Annotated in this window: 12 protein-coding genes and 1 tRNA gene; 11 read left to right on the top strand and 2 right to left on the bottom strand. The window is 62.8% G+C overall.

Annotated features, from left to right (window positions below; translation table 11 throughout):
- Positions 1-86 precede the first annotated feature (86 nt).
- The 10 genes from EK416_RS11680 to EK416_RS11635 all read left to right on the top strand — a co-directional run bounded on the left by EK416_RS11680 (position 87) and on the right by EK416_RS11635 (position 12,456).
- Complete coding sequence (locus EK416_RS11680; protein ID WP_127077665.1) at positions 87-890, top strand: ABC transporter substrate-binding protein; 804 nt, start codon at positions 87-89, stop codon at positions 888-890.
- A gap of 117 nt (positions 891-1,007) precedes the next feature.
- Positions 1,008-1,748 carry an amino acid ABC transporter permease gene (locus tag EK416_RS11675; RefSeq protein WP_127077664.1) on the top strand — a complete coding sequence of 247 codons (741 nt, stop codon included), beginning with the start codon at positions 1,008-1,010 and terminating at the stop codon, positions 1,746-1,748.
- Entirely contained in the window at positions 1,745-2,467 is a 723-nt protein-coding gene (locus EK416_RS11670; RefSeq protein ID WP_127077663.1) for an amino acid ABC transporter permease, read from the top strand. Before EK416_RS11675 ends, EK416_RS11670 begins: the two co-directional genes overlap by 4 nt.
- A gap of 529 nt (positions 2,468-2,996) precedes the next feature.
- Complete coding sequence (kdpF, locus tag EK416_RS11665) at positions 2,997-3,086, top strand: K(+)-transporting ATPase subunit F (protein ID WP_127077662.1); 90 nt, start codon at positions 2,997-2,999, stop codon at positions 3,084-3,086.
- A 12-nt stretch (positions 3,087-3,098) separates the two neighbouring features.
- Positions 3,099-4,808 (top strand): potassium-transporting ATPase subunit KdpA, encoded by a 1,710-nt coding sequence (gene kdpA, locus EK416_RS11660; protein WP_127077661.1) that lies wholly within the window; start codon positions 3,099-3,101, stop codon positions 4,806-4,808.
- A gap of 7 nt (positions 4,809-4,815) precedes the next feature.
- Complete coding sequence (gene kdpB / locus EK416_RS11655) at positions 4,816-6,861, top strand: potassium-transporting ATPase subunit KdpB (protein ID WP_127077660.1); 2,046 nt, start codon at positions 4,816-4,818, stop codon at positions 6,859-6,861.
- A 9-nt stretch (positions 6,862-6,870) separates the two neighbouring features.
- Positions 6,871-7,506, top strand: a complete 636-nt coding sequence (gene kdpC / locus EK416_RS11650) for a potassium-transporting ATPase subunit KdpC (RefSeq protein ID WP_127077659.1) — start codon at positions 6,871-6,873, stop codon at positions 7,504-7,506.
- An 11-nt stretch (positions 7,507-7,517) separates the two neighbouring features.
- Complete coding sequence (locus EK416_RS11645) at positions 7,518-10,238, top strand: sensor histidine kinase (RefSeq protein WP_127077658.1); 2,721 nt, start codon at positions 7,518-7,520, stop codon at positions 10,236-10,238.
- Complete coding sequence (locus tag EK416_RS11640) at positions 10,235-10,921, top strand: response regulator transcription factor (protein ID WP_127077657.1); 687 nt, start codon at positions 10,235-10,237, stop codon at positions 10,919-10,921. Before EK416_RS11645 ends, EK416_RS11640 begins: the two co-directional genes overlap by 4 nt.
- Positions 10,922-11,136: 215 nt before the next feature.
- Positions 11,137-12,456, top strand: coding sequence for an Hsp70 family protein (locus EK416_RS11635; protein ID WP_127077656.1), 1,320 nt, complete (start codon positions 11,137-11,139; stop codon positions 12,454-12,456).
- Here EK416_RS11635 and EK416_RS11630 read toward each other — a convergent pair.
- Entirely contained in the window at positions 12,407-12,751 is a 345-nt protein-coding gene (locus tag EK416_RS11630) for a hypothetical protein (RefSeq protein WP_127077655.1), read from the bottom strand. The two genes, EK416_RS11635 and EK416_RS11630, sit on opposite strands and share 50 nt — an antisense overlap.
- Positions 12,752-12,941: 190 nt before the next feature.
- A tRNA-Gln gene (locus EK416_RS11625) sits at positions 12,942-13,015 on the bottom strand.
- 262 nt (positions 13,016-13,277) lie between these two features.
- Between EK416_RS11625 and EK416_RS11620 the strand changes: the two genes are divergently transcribed.
- The gene (locus EK416_RS11620) at positions 13,278-13,670 is read left to right on the top strand and encodes a NifB/NifX family molybdenum-iron cluster-binding protein (RefSeq protein ID WP_127077654.1); all 393 of its coding nucleotides are present in this window, start codon (positions 13,278-13,280) and stop codon (positions 13,668-13,670) included.
- The last annotated feature ends 487 nt before the right edge of the window (positions 13,671-14,157 follow it).

Raw genomic sequence — 14,157 nt, 5'->3', positions numbered from 1 at the left:
GGCAGACGGCCTTTCGCTCCGTGTGACAGGACGCTGGCCTGCTCTGATCAATGGTCATTCGACCGCGACTCAATGGGGGATGTGCTATGCTCAAATATGGCCTTGTGGCGCTCGCCACGCTTCTCACCATCGGCACGGCCAGTGCCGACAAGCTCGACGACATCAAGAAAGCCGGCGTGCTTCGCGTGGCAGCCTTCGACAGCAACCCGCCGTTCGGATTCGTCGACCCGAAGACGAGGCAGATAACCGGGCTCGATGACGACTACGCGCAAGCGCTCGCCGATAAACTGGGCGTCAAGCTGGAACTGCGTCCCACGAATCCGGCCAATCGCATCCCGCTGCTGACGTCCGACAAGGTCGATCTGGTGCTGGCAAACTTCACCATCACCGAGGAGCGTGCCAAGCAGCTCGATTTCAGTATTCCCTATTTCTCGTCCGGTCAGCAGTTTCTGGCCAAGAAGGGCACGCTTTCCTCGCGCGAACAGCTGAACGGTCTTCGTATCGGTGCGGACAAGGGCACAACCAACGAGATCGTGCTCAGGCGCGACTACCCCAATGCCGTGATCGTTGCCTTCGACGATACACCGTTCGCTTTCACGGCTCTGCGCAACGGCAATGTGCAGGCGATCACGCAGGACGGTCCGAAGCTCGTCGGTCTTCTGGCCAACGTGCCTGACAAGGAGAACTACGAGATTCCGGCCTTCACCATCTCCGACGACTATATCGGCGTCGGTATTCCGAAGGGTGAAAAGCGCCTCGTCGACTTCGTGAACGAGACGCTGGTCGAACTCGAAGCCAGCGGTCGGGCCGCCAAAATCTACGATGCCTGGTTCGGCCCCAATTCCAAGGCACCGTTGCCGCGCCTCTTCAAGATCGGCGACAAGTCGTAATAATTCCACGCATAGAAATGGCAGCCGTCGCGCGAGTTGCTCGGGCGACGGTTGCTTGCAGTCCTCCCCCCTCCCAGCCTCACGTCACCGGGTCGACGCAAGTCAAAGTGAAAGTCCATGGAATTTTTCGGCGAGCCGATGGCAATGCGCTATCTGCTCTGGCTGCTTCAGGGCTTCGGCATGACGATTGCCCTGTCGGCGGCCGTTATCGTTGCGTCGACGGCGCTGGGCATCGCGGTCAGCGGCCTGCAACTCAGCGGGTACCGCCCGCTGCGGGCGTTGCTGGACGGCTATATCAGCGTCATCCGCAATACGCCTCTGCTGGTCCAGCTCTTCTTCTGGTATTTCGGCGTGACTTCGCTGCTGCCGTCCGGCCTCGTCGCCTGGCTCAACACGCAGCATGTGCTCGACCTGCATCTGTTTTCGCTGCGATGGCCAGCCTTCGAGACGCTGGCCGGCTTCTTCGGTCTGACACTCTATGCCGCTGCATTTATTGCGGAGGAGGTCCGCGCCGGTATCAATGGCGTGAAATCCACCCAGCGGGCGGCCGCCATGGCGCTCGGCATGACTGATTTCCTCGTGTTCCGGCTGGTGGTGCTACCGCAAGCGCTCCGCATCGCCTGGTTGCCGGTCGTCGGGCAATATCTCGGCACGATCAAGAACACGTCGATCACCATGGCGATCGGGCTGGCGGAGCTTTCCTATGCCTCGCGCCAGGTCGAGACTGAAACCTTTCTCACCTTTCAGGCATTCGGGGTCGCAACCGTCCTTTACATCCTTCTCGTCGCGCTGACAGAGGCTGCCGGACACGCTGTCGCGCGCAGCACTCCTTTCGCCTCGGCGGCAAGAAGCCGATGAATTTCTCCGTCATCCTCGACAACCTCGACTACCTGCTCATCGGGGCATGGCCAGACGGTCCCCTGGGCGGGCTTGCGCTGACACTGATCCTGTCGGTCCTCTCCGCCATCGCCTCCGGGGTGTTGGGGCTGATCTTCGGTATCGCGCTCGCGATGAGTTCCGGGCCTGTCAAGACCGCGCTCGTGATCTTCCTCGGCTTCTTTCGCAGCATTCCGATCATCATGCTGATCTTCTGGAGCTATTTCCTGCTTCCGATCCTGATGCGCGTGTCCGTGCCGGAAGTGGGGACCGTCGTTGTGGCTCTGTCGCTCGTCGGCGGGGCGTATCTGGCGTACACCGTGGCGGCAGGTATCGAGAGCGTCGATGCAGGGCAGTGGAACGCCGGCTATGCGCTGGGCTTCGGGCGCTGGCAGATCCTCGCCATCGTCGTCCTGCCCCAGGCCCTGCGCGTGATGGCACCGTCTTTCGTGAACCAGTGGGCATCGCTCGTGAAGGATACGTCTCTCGCCTACGTCATCGGTGTGCCTGAACTCTCGTTCGTGGCCACGCAGGTGAACAACCGCGCGATGATTTATCCGACGGAAATCTTCCTTTTCATCGGTGTGGTCTATTGGTGCCTGTGCGCGGCAATCGATCGCTTCGCCACATGGCTCACCGGGCGAAGCGGGTACTCCCGCAACGAGGCGGCTTCCGCAAAGCTGAAGGTGTCGAGCACCTGAAAGCGCGTGAAATCGGCATGGAAAACGTACAGCCCGGACAAGTGGCTTCCTTTCAGGCCAGCGCCACCCTGGCCTCGAAGATCGGCGGCTCTTCAAGATCGTCAGATGCTCGCGGCGCGTAAAGTCGAGCCGATGCCCTCCTTCGGAAGACATGGCCCAATAGCGCCCGCATGGAAAGGGGCGGGATGCCGTCGCCCATTCTCGGAGTAACCGCAATAGTTAAAAGCGGAGCACCAGGCGAAGGGTGCTTCAGGCCATAGGCATGTAGATGTGCTGCTTACGGTCTCCCCGCCAAGGGGACGACAGCCAAAGCGCGCAAGGCCCGTGGCCGTTTGTATATGAGAATCCTATTTTTTCGCGCTCTCTCCTCCGTCGAACACATATGCCCCTCCGACTATCCTTTCCCGTGTGAAATTAACTCATCGGGTGAGGAGTCCCATGTTCGAGGTTCTCATGCTCTGCATCGGCGTCGCGTTTTTCGCGGCGGCCGTGCTCTATGTCCGCGGCTGCGAGCGATTGTGAGGCGGCCATGCTGTTCGATTATCTGCTTGCGGGCGGCGTGACGGCGGCGCTCTTCGCCTATCTCGTCTACGCGCTTTTGAAACCAGAGAAATTCTAGGAAATCACCGCCATGACCCTCGCAGGTTGGGCGCAGATCCTCGTGTTCTGCGCCATCGTGGTGCTGCTCGCAAAACCCGCAGGCGCGTACATGACGCGCGTGTTTTCGGGCGAGCGCACGCTTTTTTCATTCGTTCTTTCTCCCGCCGAACGCGTCGTTTACGCAACTGCGGGCGTCGATCCGAAGACCGAGCAGCGCTGGAGCGCCTATGCGATCTCCATGCTCGCCTTCAACTTCGCGGGCTTCCTGTTGCTCTACGCGATCCTGCGGCTTCAGGATCTGCTGCCGCTCAACCCGCAAGGCATGGATGGCATGCCGTCGGATCTCGCGCTGAACACGGCGGCGAGTTTCGTCACCAACACGAACTGGCAGAACTACGGCGGCGAAAGCACGCTTGGCTATTTCGCGCAGATGGCCGGGCTTACGGTGCAGAACTTCGTCTCCGCCGCGACCGGCATCGCGCTTGCCGTTGCCCTCATTCGCGGCTTCACGAGGCGCTCGGCGGCGGGAATCGGCAATTTCTGGGCCGATCTCACGCGCTGCACGCTCTATATCCTGCTGCCGCTTTCCCTCCTGATCGCGGTCGCGCTGGTGTGGCAGGGCATGCCGCAGAACCTCAACCCCTACGTCGAGGCGACAACGCTCGAAGGCGGCAAGCAGGTGATCGCGCAAGGCCCCGTCGCGAGCCAGGTGGCGATCAAGATGCTGGGTACCAACGGCGGCGGCTTCTTCAACGCCAACGCCGCGCACCCATACGAGAATCCCACGCCGCTTTCGAACATGATCCAGATGATCGCGATCTTCGCGCTCGGCGCGGGGCTGACCAACGTCTTCGGCCGCATGGCGGGCGATCAGCGCCAGGGCTGGGCGATCCTTGGCGCGATGGGCGTGCTGTTTCTGGTGGGCGTTTCGCTCGCCTATTGGGCCGAGGCGAACGGCAATCCGCTTTTGACCGCGCTCGGCCTCGACGGCGCACCCGGCAACATGGAAGGCAAGGAGACGCGGTTCGGCATAGCGGCGTCGGCCCTCTTCGCCACGATCACGACGGCGGCGTCATGCGGAGCCGTGAACGCGATGCACGCCTCGCTGACCCCGCTCGGCGGCCTCGTACCTCTCGTCAACATGCAGCTCGGCGAGGTGGTCATCGGCGGGGTCGGCGCAGGGCTCTACGGGATGCTTCTGTTCGGCATCCTGTCCGTGTTCGTCGCCGGGCTGATGGTCGGGCGCACGCCGGAATATCTCGGCAAGAAGATCGAGGCGCGCGAGGTGAAGCTCACCATGCTGGCGATCCTGTGCCTGCCGCTCATGATGCTCGGATTCACGGCGATTGCGGTCATCGCGCCGAACGGCCTGTCGAGCATCTCGTCAGCCGGTCCGCATGGCTTCTCGGAAGTGCTCTACGCCTACACGTCGGCCGCGGCGAATAATGGCTCAGCGTTCGCGGGGCTGTCGGGGAACACCCTGTTCTACAACACGACGCTCGCCGTCGGCATGCTGGTGGGGCGTTTCTTCGTGATCGTGCCGATGCTCGCCATCGCGGGCTCGCTCGCCGCGAAAAAGATCGTGCCGCCGTCGTCAGGCACATTCCCGACGAACGGGCCCCTGTTCGCCGCCCTCCTCATCGGCGTCGTCGTCCTCGTCGGCGGGCTGACCTTCCTGCCTGCGCTCGCACTCGGGCCCATCGTCGAACATCTCGCGATGATCGCCGGACAAACCTTCTGAGGCACCCATGAAAACGTCGACCCTTTCCGCGCGGCCGTCCGCGCTTCATCCCGCCATTCTCGCCCCCGCGCTTGCAGGCGCCTTCAGGAAGCTCGCGCCACAGCACATGATCCGCAATCCGGTCATGTTTCTCGTCGAGGTGCTCGCGGCGCTCGTCACCGTGCTGTTCATCCGCGATGCGGTTGCGGGAACGGAGAACCTCGGCTTTCCGCTTCAGGTCATCCTCTGGCTCTGGTTCACCGTGCTGTTCGCAAACTTCGCCGAGGCGGTGGCCGAAGGGCGCGGCAAGGCGCAGGCGGCGAGCCTCCGGGCAACCCGGACCGATGTCATCGCCAAACGGCTGAAAAACGCGGCCCGCGACAGCAATTACGAGGGCGTGCCCGCGCTCTCGCTGAAGCCGGGCGACATCGTCCCGTCCGATGGCGAGGTGATCGAGGGCATCGCTTCGGTGAACGAAGCAGCGATCACGGGCGAATCCGCGCCAGTGATCCGCGAATCGGGCGGCGACCGCTCGGCGGTGACCGGCGGCACGCAGGTCATTTCCGACTGGCTCGTCGTGCGCATCACCGCCGCGCAGGGCTCCACGTTTCTCGATCGCATGATATCGCTCGTGGAGGGTGCACAGCGGCAGAAGACGCCGAACGAGATCGCGCTGAATATCCTGCTGGCCGGAATGTCGCTCATCTTCGTCCTCGCCGTGGCGAGCATTCCGAGCTTCGCGGCCTATGCGGAGGGCCAGATTTCGGTGCTGGTGCTCGTGGCGCTGTTCGTGACGCTGATACCGACCACCATCGGCGCGCTGCTGTCGGCCATCGGCATCGCGGGCATGGATCGGCTGGTGCGCTTCAATGTGCTCGCGATGTCGGGGCGCGCAGTGGAGGCGGCGGGCGATGTCGATACGCTGCTGCTCGACAAGACCGGCACGATCACGCTGGGCGACCGTCAGGCAACGGCGTTCATTCCGCTTGCAGGGGTGAGCGAACGCGACCTCGCGGATGCGGCGCAGCTTTCCTCGCTCTCGGACGAAACGCCGGAAGGGCGCTCCATCGTCGTGCTTGCCAAGGAGAAATACGGCCTGCGCGGGCGCGACCTTGCCGGACATGCCGTGCAGTTCATCGCTTTCAGCGCGCACACCCGCATCAGCGGTATCGATATCGATGGCGAGCCGATCCGCAAGGGCGCCGTCGATGCCGTTCTGGCGCATATCCGGCAGGTGCGGGCAGATCCTGTGATCGGACTGCCGTCCGACCTGCGCACCGCCGCCGAGACCATTGCCAAATCGGGCGGAACGCCGCTTGCCGTCTCGCGCGGCGGGCGGCTCCTCGGCGTTGTCCATCTCAAGGACATCGTGAAGGGCGGCATCCGCGAGCGCTTCGCCGAGTTGCGGCAGATGGGCATCCGAACGGTGATGATAACCGGCGATAACGCGCTGACGGCGGCAGCTATCGCGGCGGAAGCGGGCGTCGACGATTTCCTCGCCGAAGCCACGCCCGAAGCGAAGCTTAGGCTCATCCGCGAGGAGCAGGCGCAGGGCAAACTCGTCGCCATGTGCGGCGATGGCACCAACGACGCGCCTGCGCTGGCGCAAGCCGATGTTGGCGTTGCCATGAACACGGGCACGGTCGCCGCGCGCGAAGCGGGCAACATGGTCGACCTCGACAGCGATCCGACCAAGCTCATCGAAATCGTCGGCATCGGCAAGCAACTGCTCATGACGCGCGGCGCTCTCACCACCTTCTCCATCGCAAATGATGTGGCGAAATACTTCGCGATCATCCCCGCGATGTTCATCGCCTTCTATCCGCAGCTAGAGGCGCTGAATGTGCTCGGCCTTGCGACGCCGCAAAGCGCGATCCTGTCGGCGATCATCTTCAACGCGCTGATCATCGTCGCGCTGATCCCGCTGGCGCTTCGCGGCGTGCGCTACCGCCCCCGGCCAGCCGCGCAACTCCTTCAGCGCAACTTGCTGATCTACGGTGTCGGCGGGATCGTCGCGCCGTTCATCGGCATCAAGTTGATCGACATCGCAATAACCTCCATTGGATTGGTCTAGAGGCTCACCATGCTCGCAACACTCCGCCCCGCCCTTGTCATGATCCTTTTCATGACCGCGCTGACCGGGATTGCCTATCCTCTCGCAGTGACGTCGCTCTCTCAAGCCGTGTTCCCGGAGCGCGCAAACGGCAGCCTTCTGACGCGCGACGGCCATGTCGTCGGATCGGCGCTGATCGGCCAGACCTTCACATCGGGGCGCTATTTCCAGGGCCGCCCCTCGGCCACGGTCGCGCCCGATCCGGCCGACCCGTCGAAAACTGTATCCGCTCCTTATAATGCCGCGAACTCTGCCGGCTCCAACGCGGGACCCACTTCGAAAACGTTGGTCGACCGCGTTCAGACGGGCGTCGCCGACTACCGACAAGCCAATGGCAGCGCGGGGCCGGTTCCCGCGGATGCAGCCACCACATCGGCCAGCGGCCTCGACCCGCACATCTCGCCAGCGAATGCCGCCGCGCAGGTGGAGCGCGTGGCAACTGCCCGCAACCTGCCATCCGCTCGCGTCCGGGCTCTCGTCGAGGCCGCAACGGAAGAAAGAACGCTTGGCTTCCTTGGCGAGCGGCGCGTTAATGTCCTTCTGCTCAATCTCGCCTTGGACGATGAGCAAAAGGACTCCCAGCAGGCTTCCATTCAGAGCCGGTGAGCGCAAAGCCGATGGCCGACGCCAGGGAAACGAACCGTCCGTCGCCGGACGCCCTCTTGGAACTGGCCCGCGATGAAAAGCGCGGGCGGTTGAAGATCTTCCTCGGCGCGGCTCCCGGCGTCGGCAAGACCTACGAAATGCTGCTGTCGGCGCGCGCGAAGCGCTCCGAGGGAGCGGATGTCGTGGTCGGCGTTGTCGAAACGCATGGCCGCCCGGAGACGGCGGCGCTTCTCGCCGGTTACGAGATCGTCCCTCGCAGGGCCGCAAGCTATAAGGGCCGCATCATCGAGGAAATGGACCTCGACGCCATTCTGGCGCGGCGTCCGCAGGTGGCGCTCGTCGACGAGCTTGCGCACACGAACGCGCCCGGCAGCCGCCATCCCAAGCGCTACCTCGACGTGGAAGAACTGCTGGCGGCCGGGATCGACGTCTACACCACGCTGAACATCCAGCATGTCGACAGCCTGAACGATGTCGTCGCGCAGATCACGCGCATCCGCGTGCAGGAAACGGTACCCGATTTCGTGCTCGACAAGGCCGACGACATCGAGGTGATCGACCTCGCGCCGGACGAACTGATCCAGCGGCTTCGCGAGGGCAAGGTCTATGTGCCGGAGCAGGCGAAGCGCGCGCTTCAGCACTATTTTTCGCCGGGCAATCTGACGGCGCTCCGCGAACTGGCTCTCAGGCGAACCGCGCAGAGGGTGGACGAGCAACTGCTTACACACATGAAGGCGCACGCCATCGAAGGGCCCTGGGCCGCCGGCGACCGCGTTCTCGTCTGCATCAGCGAAGATCCGCGCTCGGCGGGGATCGTGCGGTATACGAAGCGGCTCGCAGACCGCTTGCGCGCACCCTGGACGGCGCTCTACATCGAGACGCTGCGCAGCCAGGAACTCTCCGTCGCCGAGCGCGACCGCATCGCGGATACGCTTCGGCTGGCGGAGCGGCTCGGGGGCGTCGCGGCCACGCTGCCGGGGCGCGGACGCGTGGCGGACGATGTAATGGACTTCGCACGGTCCAACAACGTCACGCAGATCGTCATCGGAAAATCGGAGCGCTCGCGCTGGTTCGAACTGCTGCATGGATCGGTGGTTCACGAGCTTGTTCGCCGTTCCGCCAACATCAGCGTGCATGTCATTGCGGGCGATGCGCTGAACAAGGAGACGATCCCGCGCAAGACGGTGCGGACCGCCGCCGCGTCGCACCATGCCAATCCGCTCGGCTACATTGCCGCGATTGTCGCCACCGCCGGTGTTGTCCTCGTGGCGCGCCTCGCGCAGTCCTTCATGGGCGGCGAAACGATCCCGCTCCTGTTCCTTATGGGCGTTCTCGGCATCGCCTATTATTTCGGGCTGGGGGCTTCGCTGTTTGCCGCCTTTGCCGCCATGCTTGCCTACAATTTCTTTTTCCTTCCGCCGCTCTACACGTTCACGATCGCGGACCCGATCAACGTCTCCGCGCTCGTCTTCTTTCTCTGCACCGCGCTTGCCGTCAGCAATCTGACCGCACGCGTGAAGCGGCAGGCGGAACTGGCGCGAAACAGGGCCGCAATCACAAGCGCGCTCTACGCCTTCTCGAAAAACCTCGCGAGCAATGTCACTCTCGACGATCTTCTGTGGGCGGCCGTCTCGCAGATCGCGACGTCGCTGAAAGCGGATGTGGTGATCCTGTTGCCCGATCAAGATGGACAGATGAGCGCCGCAGCCGCCTTTCCTCCCGGCGACACGATCGAGGACTCGGATGTCGGCGCGGCCAAATGGTCTATCGATAACGGCCTTGCGGCGGGCAGAGGGGCGGACACCCTGCCGGGCGCGCGGCGCTTGTTCCTGCCGCTGAGAACCGGGCGCGGAATCATCGGCGTCGTGGGGCTTGGACCCGGCTTGCGATCCGACATCATCCTCACGCCGGACGAGCGGCGGCTGCTCGACGCGCTGATGGATCAAACGGCTGTCGCCATCGAACGTGTGAAACTCGCCAAGGAGATGGACGACGCGCGTGTCGCTGCCGAGGCAGAGCGGCTGCGGGGCGCGCTCCTGACATCGCTTTCGCACGATCTCCGGACGCCGCTCGCATCCATCCTCGGGGCGGCGAACTCTCTTCGGGAATATGGCGACCTGTTCGACGCGCAGGCGAAATCCGATCTCGTCCTTACCATCGAGGAGGAGGCGCAACGCATGTCGCGGTTCGTAGCCAATCTGCTCGACATGATGAGGCTCGAATCGGGCGCAATCCAGCTCAGGCTTGAGCCGGTGGACGTAGCCGAAGTTCTCGGTGCCGCCGTTCGCCGGGTTGCCGCGCTGCTCAAGCACAGCTCTGTCGAGTTCGATATCGAGCCGGATTTGCCGCTGCTGAACCTCGACCCTGTCCTCATGGAGCAGGTGTTCGTCAACCTTCTCGACAATGCAGGGAAATATGCGCCCGCCGGATCAACCATCACGCTGAGAGCGCGGAAAGAAGGTTCCTCGGTCCGCATCTGCGTGATCGATGAGGGCCCCGCTATTCCCGAGGACAAGCTGTCGGCGGTCTTCGAGAAATTCCACCGCGCGGATCACGGCGACCGTCAGCGCGCTGGCACCGGCCTCGGTCTCGCGATCTGTCGCGGCTTCGTGGAAGCGATGGGCGGCGCCATTTCGGCCGCGAACCGGTCCGACCGGACGGGGGCGATCCTCGCGATTTCCTTTCCGGCATCCTCTACCGTCCGACCACCTCGCGAGCGGGGCGACACATGACAGTTGCAGACCGCACTCTCGTTCTCGTTGTGGAGGACGAGCCGCAAATCAGGAGGCTGCTGCGCACAAGTCTTGGTGCGAACGGATTTGCCATCATCGAGGCGACGAACGGCAAGGCTGCGTTGGAGACACTCGCGCGCGAGCGGCCCGAAGTCATCCTTCTCGACCTCGGACTGCCCGACATGGACGGGCTTGCGATCATCGGAACGCTGCGAAGCTCCGGCGACAAGACGCCGATCGTGGTGCTTTCAAGCCGTGGCGAGGAAGCGACCAAGGTCGAAGCGCTGGATCTCGGTGCCGACGACTACGTCACCAAGCCTTTCGGCGTGGCCGAGCTGATCGCGCGGCTTCGCACCTCGCTGCGCCATCGCGTTCAGGCTGAAGGCGGCGAGCCGGTTTTTGAAAGCGGCAACCTGCGCATCGACCTCGTCCATCGCCGCGTGACGCTTTCCGGCAGCGACGTAAAGCTTTCCCCCAAGGAATACGACATTCTCCGCCTGCTTGCGCTTCATGCCGGGAAAGTCTTGACGCACAAATTCATCATGGCCGAGCTTTGGGGCGCAAACGCCGACGTGCAGTATCTGCGCATCTATGTGCGCCAGCTTCGCGCGAAGATCGAAGCGCATTCCGAAAGTCCCGAGCACATCATCACCGAGACCGGCGTCGGCTACCGGCTGAAGTAGAAGCTGCTTTGAATGCGCAGCGCCGTTCGGCGGCGATTTGTTCCGGGCATCTAGATGCGCTCACGGGGAGTGCTTCGCCCCCTCGTGGAACTCGTCGATCACCACGGCGGATGCAGCCGTGCATCTGGTAGAAACCCGGGGTTGCCTCGAACGTAGAAGCCTGTAGTGTCGCGCGCTCCCAGAAGCGGCGCCAACGCCAGTTCGAGAGCGCGATCATGAATTCTTCGATCGGTATCGATTTCGGCACCACCAATACGGTGCTTGCCATGAAGACGGCGGATGGAAGCGTGCAGCCGGTCAGGTTTCCGCACGCCGATGCCGAGTTTTCGTCTTTTCGATCCGTGCTTGCCTTCTGGCGGGAAGAAGGCGAATGGCTGCCCGAAACGCATTGCGAAGCGGGCCCGTGGGCTATCGAAGCCTTCATCGCCTACCCGACGGACACGCGCTTTTTCCAGTCCTTCAAGACCTACGCCGCCAACCGGAGTTTCCAGAACACGCAGGTGTATGGAAAGCGCTATCTCTTCGAGGATATTCTGGCTGCGTTCTTCGAACAGGTGAACAGGCGCTCCGGCGATTCCGCGACCCTGCCGCGCCGGCTCGTGCTTGGAAGGCCGGTGAAATTCGCCGGACCCAAGCCGGATGCCGCGCTCGCCCAGCAGCGCTACGAGGCGGCGTTCAAGCGCTTCGGCTTCGAGGAGATCTATCATGTCATGGAGCCGATCGCAGCCGCCTACTACTATGCCCACAGGCAGACGCGGGCATCGACCGTGCTGGTCGGCGATTTCGGCGGCGGCACGAGCGACTTTTCCATCGTCTCGTTCGAGCCGACGCCGAGCGGCATGCATGCCCGGCCTCTCGCATTCTCCGGCGTCGGCGTGGCAGGCGACACGTTCGATTTCCGCATCATCGATCATGTCGTCGCGCCGGTACTCGGCAAGGGGTCGAAATACAGGAGCTTCGAAAAACTGCTCGACATGCCGCAAAGCTACTACCACAGCTTCGCGCGCTGGAGCGATCTCTGCCTCATGCGCTCGTCCGGCGCGGTCGCTGAGCTGAAAAGACTGGCTGCGGCGAGCGTCGAGCCGGAGAAAATCGAGCGCTTCATCGCGCTCATCGAGGGCAACGTCGCCTATTCGCTTTACAAGGCGGTGTCCGAGGCCAAGACGCGGCTGTCTCGCGACGCAAGCGCCAGGCTGACATTTTCGGCGTCTGGCGTGGAGCTTGATGCTGAAATCGCGCGCGCCGACTTCGAGCGCTGGATCGCGAGAGACCTCGCCCATCTCTCCGCCAGCATCGACGACGCGCTTGCGAAGGCCGGACTTGCCGCAGGTGCCATCGACCGGGTGTTTCTCACCGGCGGCACGTCCTTCGTCCCCGCGGTGCGACGGCTGTTCACTCAGCGTTTCGGTGCCGAGAAGGTCGATACCGGCGACGAGTTCGTTTCGATTGCCAACGGGCTTGCGCTGATCGCCGAGGAAGAGGACATCACGCGCTGGACCGTGGACGAATGTGCTGCCGGGAATGGCGTGGCGTAACGACGGCGCATCGTTGCCGCGTCGAGCGTGAGTGAGCCGCTCGAACGGTTTGGGCCGCGTCGATGGCGTTATCTTTCCCCGATTTCAACGCGACCGAGCCGGTCGGCCAGTCGAGCGGTGCGGCCACCTCGATGGCGCCGCCTGCGTTGGCCGCGAGGCTGTCCGAGCCGAGCGACAATGCGGTGCTGAAGGCCATGTCCGAACCGGCGTTGAGTCCGATTCGTTGTTCGATGCGTTTTGCGACGAAAGCTTCGCTCACGTGAGGTCGCCGGCCGGTCTCCATGGCAAGCAGCATGGAGCGGCGGCGCTCTCCCAAGGCGTCTTCAACGGCCTTGATGGCCTTCTCTGGGTAGTACCGGGGTTGGCAGCCGAACTCTCAGACTGCAAGAATGGGTACGAAGACTGGGACACACATGGGTACGCAGACCTTGTGTGGGCCTGCTACAAGTCTTTGATGTGTGTGAACTTCTGCGACCAATTTAGATTGGCTGGGGAACCTGGATTCGAACCAAGACTAGCGGAGTCAGAGTCCGCTGTTCTACCATTAAACTATTCCCCAGCAGCGGGCGGCGCGCCGCCCGCTGATCAGGGCCGGACAATGGAGCAGTTTTTGCCGCTTCGCAAGTCTTTGTTGCGCGTCGGGTCGACAAAGACGCCTTTTGCGGCGCAGTCGGAATGCCGCCCGGCCATTCGCTTACGCAGATGCCTTTTTCCGGCGCTGAAGAAGACCCGAAAGCGCCGGATTTTGCAAAATTGGGGGCGACCGTCCGATAATGCGGTATAAAATGCCCGGAGATTTTTTCACGAGACGAGGGCGCAGCATGAAAATCGCAATCGCAACGAAAGACTGGCAAAGTGTCGCCGGACATGCGGGGCAATCGCGATTCTGGTTGCTTTACGATCTTTCCGAGGTGAAGGCGGGCGACCCTTTGCCCACGCCACGGCATATCCAGCTCACCAATGCTCAAATCCTGCACTATTTCGAGGATGACGCGCCGCACCCCTTGGATGGCATCGAGGTGGTTGTGGCAGGCAGCGCGGGCGACGGTTTCGTGCGGCGCATGAAAAAGCGCGGCGCCGATGTATTGCTGACCGGCGAAACCGATCCCACGGCGGCGCTGAACCGAATCCTTGCAGGCGAGGCGCTGCCGGATCAGCGCTTCGACATCACGACGACACTTTGCAAGCTGCGGGATCTGTTCTCCAAGCACTGAGGTCAGCCTCGCTTCATCGGTGCAATCTGGCTGAGACAAGTCGAACGTCTGCATGAGTCTACAGCGTGGCGCCGCGCTCGATTTACGGAAGATGCTGTAGAGTCCCGTATTTGCTGCGCCGTTTGCTTTCCGCCCCGCCCATGTCGGATCAACCTCCACCCGGCTTGCGAATTATACGTCCGAGGCCGGATGCGGTTCGGCTGGGGCTTGATGGTGCCGCATGCGCCGCCGCTGCGTCGGAGCGAGTGGTCCCTGCGGTTCATCCTCTTGCGCTCGTCTCCCGACTGTTGCGCCGCGCCCAGAATGATTCGGCATTGCCAGATTTTGCGTCCTCTTTTTTCTTCCCGCTCTCACGCAGGAGAAGATCATTTATGCAACGAAGGATTGCATTTAAATAAGTGATGCAAATCAAAGGTTGAGCTTATTGCTCTCGTTCCTTGTCATCCTTTGTAATTTTGTTGCGTTACTGCAACAGGGCTTATCCGAT

Source organism: Rhodomicrobium lacus, from assembly GCF_003992725.1.
GTDB classification, from domain to species: Bacteria; Pseudomonadota; Alphaproteobacteria; order Rhizobiales; family Rhodomicrobiaceae; genus Rhodomicrobium; species Rhodomicrobium lacus.
Note: the sequence above shows the minus strand (reverse complement) of the source record. Positions and strands in the feature narration are given on the sequence as shown.

Bases quoted from the DNA above. Each gene is read 5' to 3' on its own strand.
- EK416_RS11670 (WP_127077663.1), top strand. From the start codon at position 1,745: ATGAATTTCTCCGTCATCCTCGACAACCTCGACTACCTGCTCATCGGG.
- kdpA (WP_127077661.1), top strand. From the start codon at position 3,099: ATGACCCTCGCAGGTTGGGCGCAGATCCTCGTGTTCTGCGCCATCGTG.
- EK416_RS11635 (WP_127077656.1), top strand. From the start codon at position 11,137: ATGAATTCTTCGATCGGTATCGATTTCGGCACCACCAATACGGTGCTT.
- EK416_RS11630 (WP_127077655.1), bottom strand. From the start codon at position 12,751: ATGCTGCTTGCCATGGAGACCGGCCGGCGACCTCACGTGAGCGAAGCT.
- EK416_RS11680 (WP_127077665.1), top strand. From the start codon at position 87: ATGCTCAAATATGGCCTTGTGGCGCTCGCCACGCTTCTCACCATCGGC.
- kdpC (WP_127077659.1), top strand. From the start codon at position 6,871: ATGCTCGCAACACTCCGCCCCGCCCTTGTCATGATCCTTTTCATGACC.
- EK416_RS11645 (WP_127077658.1), top strand. From the start codon at position 7,518: ATGGCCGACGCCAGGGAAACGAACCGTCCGTCGCCGGACGCCCTCTTG.
- EK416_RS11675 (WP_127077664.1), top strand. From the start codon at position 1,008: ATGGAATTTTTCGGCGAGCCGATGGCAATGCGCTATCTGCTCTGGCTG.
- EK416_RS11620 (WP_127077654.1), top strand. From the start codon at position 13,278: ATGAAAATCGCAATCGCAACGAAAGACTGGCAAAGTGTCGCCGGACAT.
- kdpF (WP_127077662.1), top strand. From the start codon at position 2,997: ATGCTGTTCGATTATCTGCTTGCGGGCGGCGTGACGGCGGCGCTCTTC.
- EK416_RS11640 (WP_127077657.1), top strand. From the start codon at position 10,235: ATGACAGTTGCAGACCGCACTCTCGTTCTCGTTGTGGAGGACGAGCCG.
- kdpB (WP_127077660.1), top strand. From the start codon at position 4,816: ATGAAAACGTCGACCCTTTCCGCGCGGCCGTCCGCGCTTCATCCCGCC.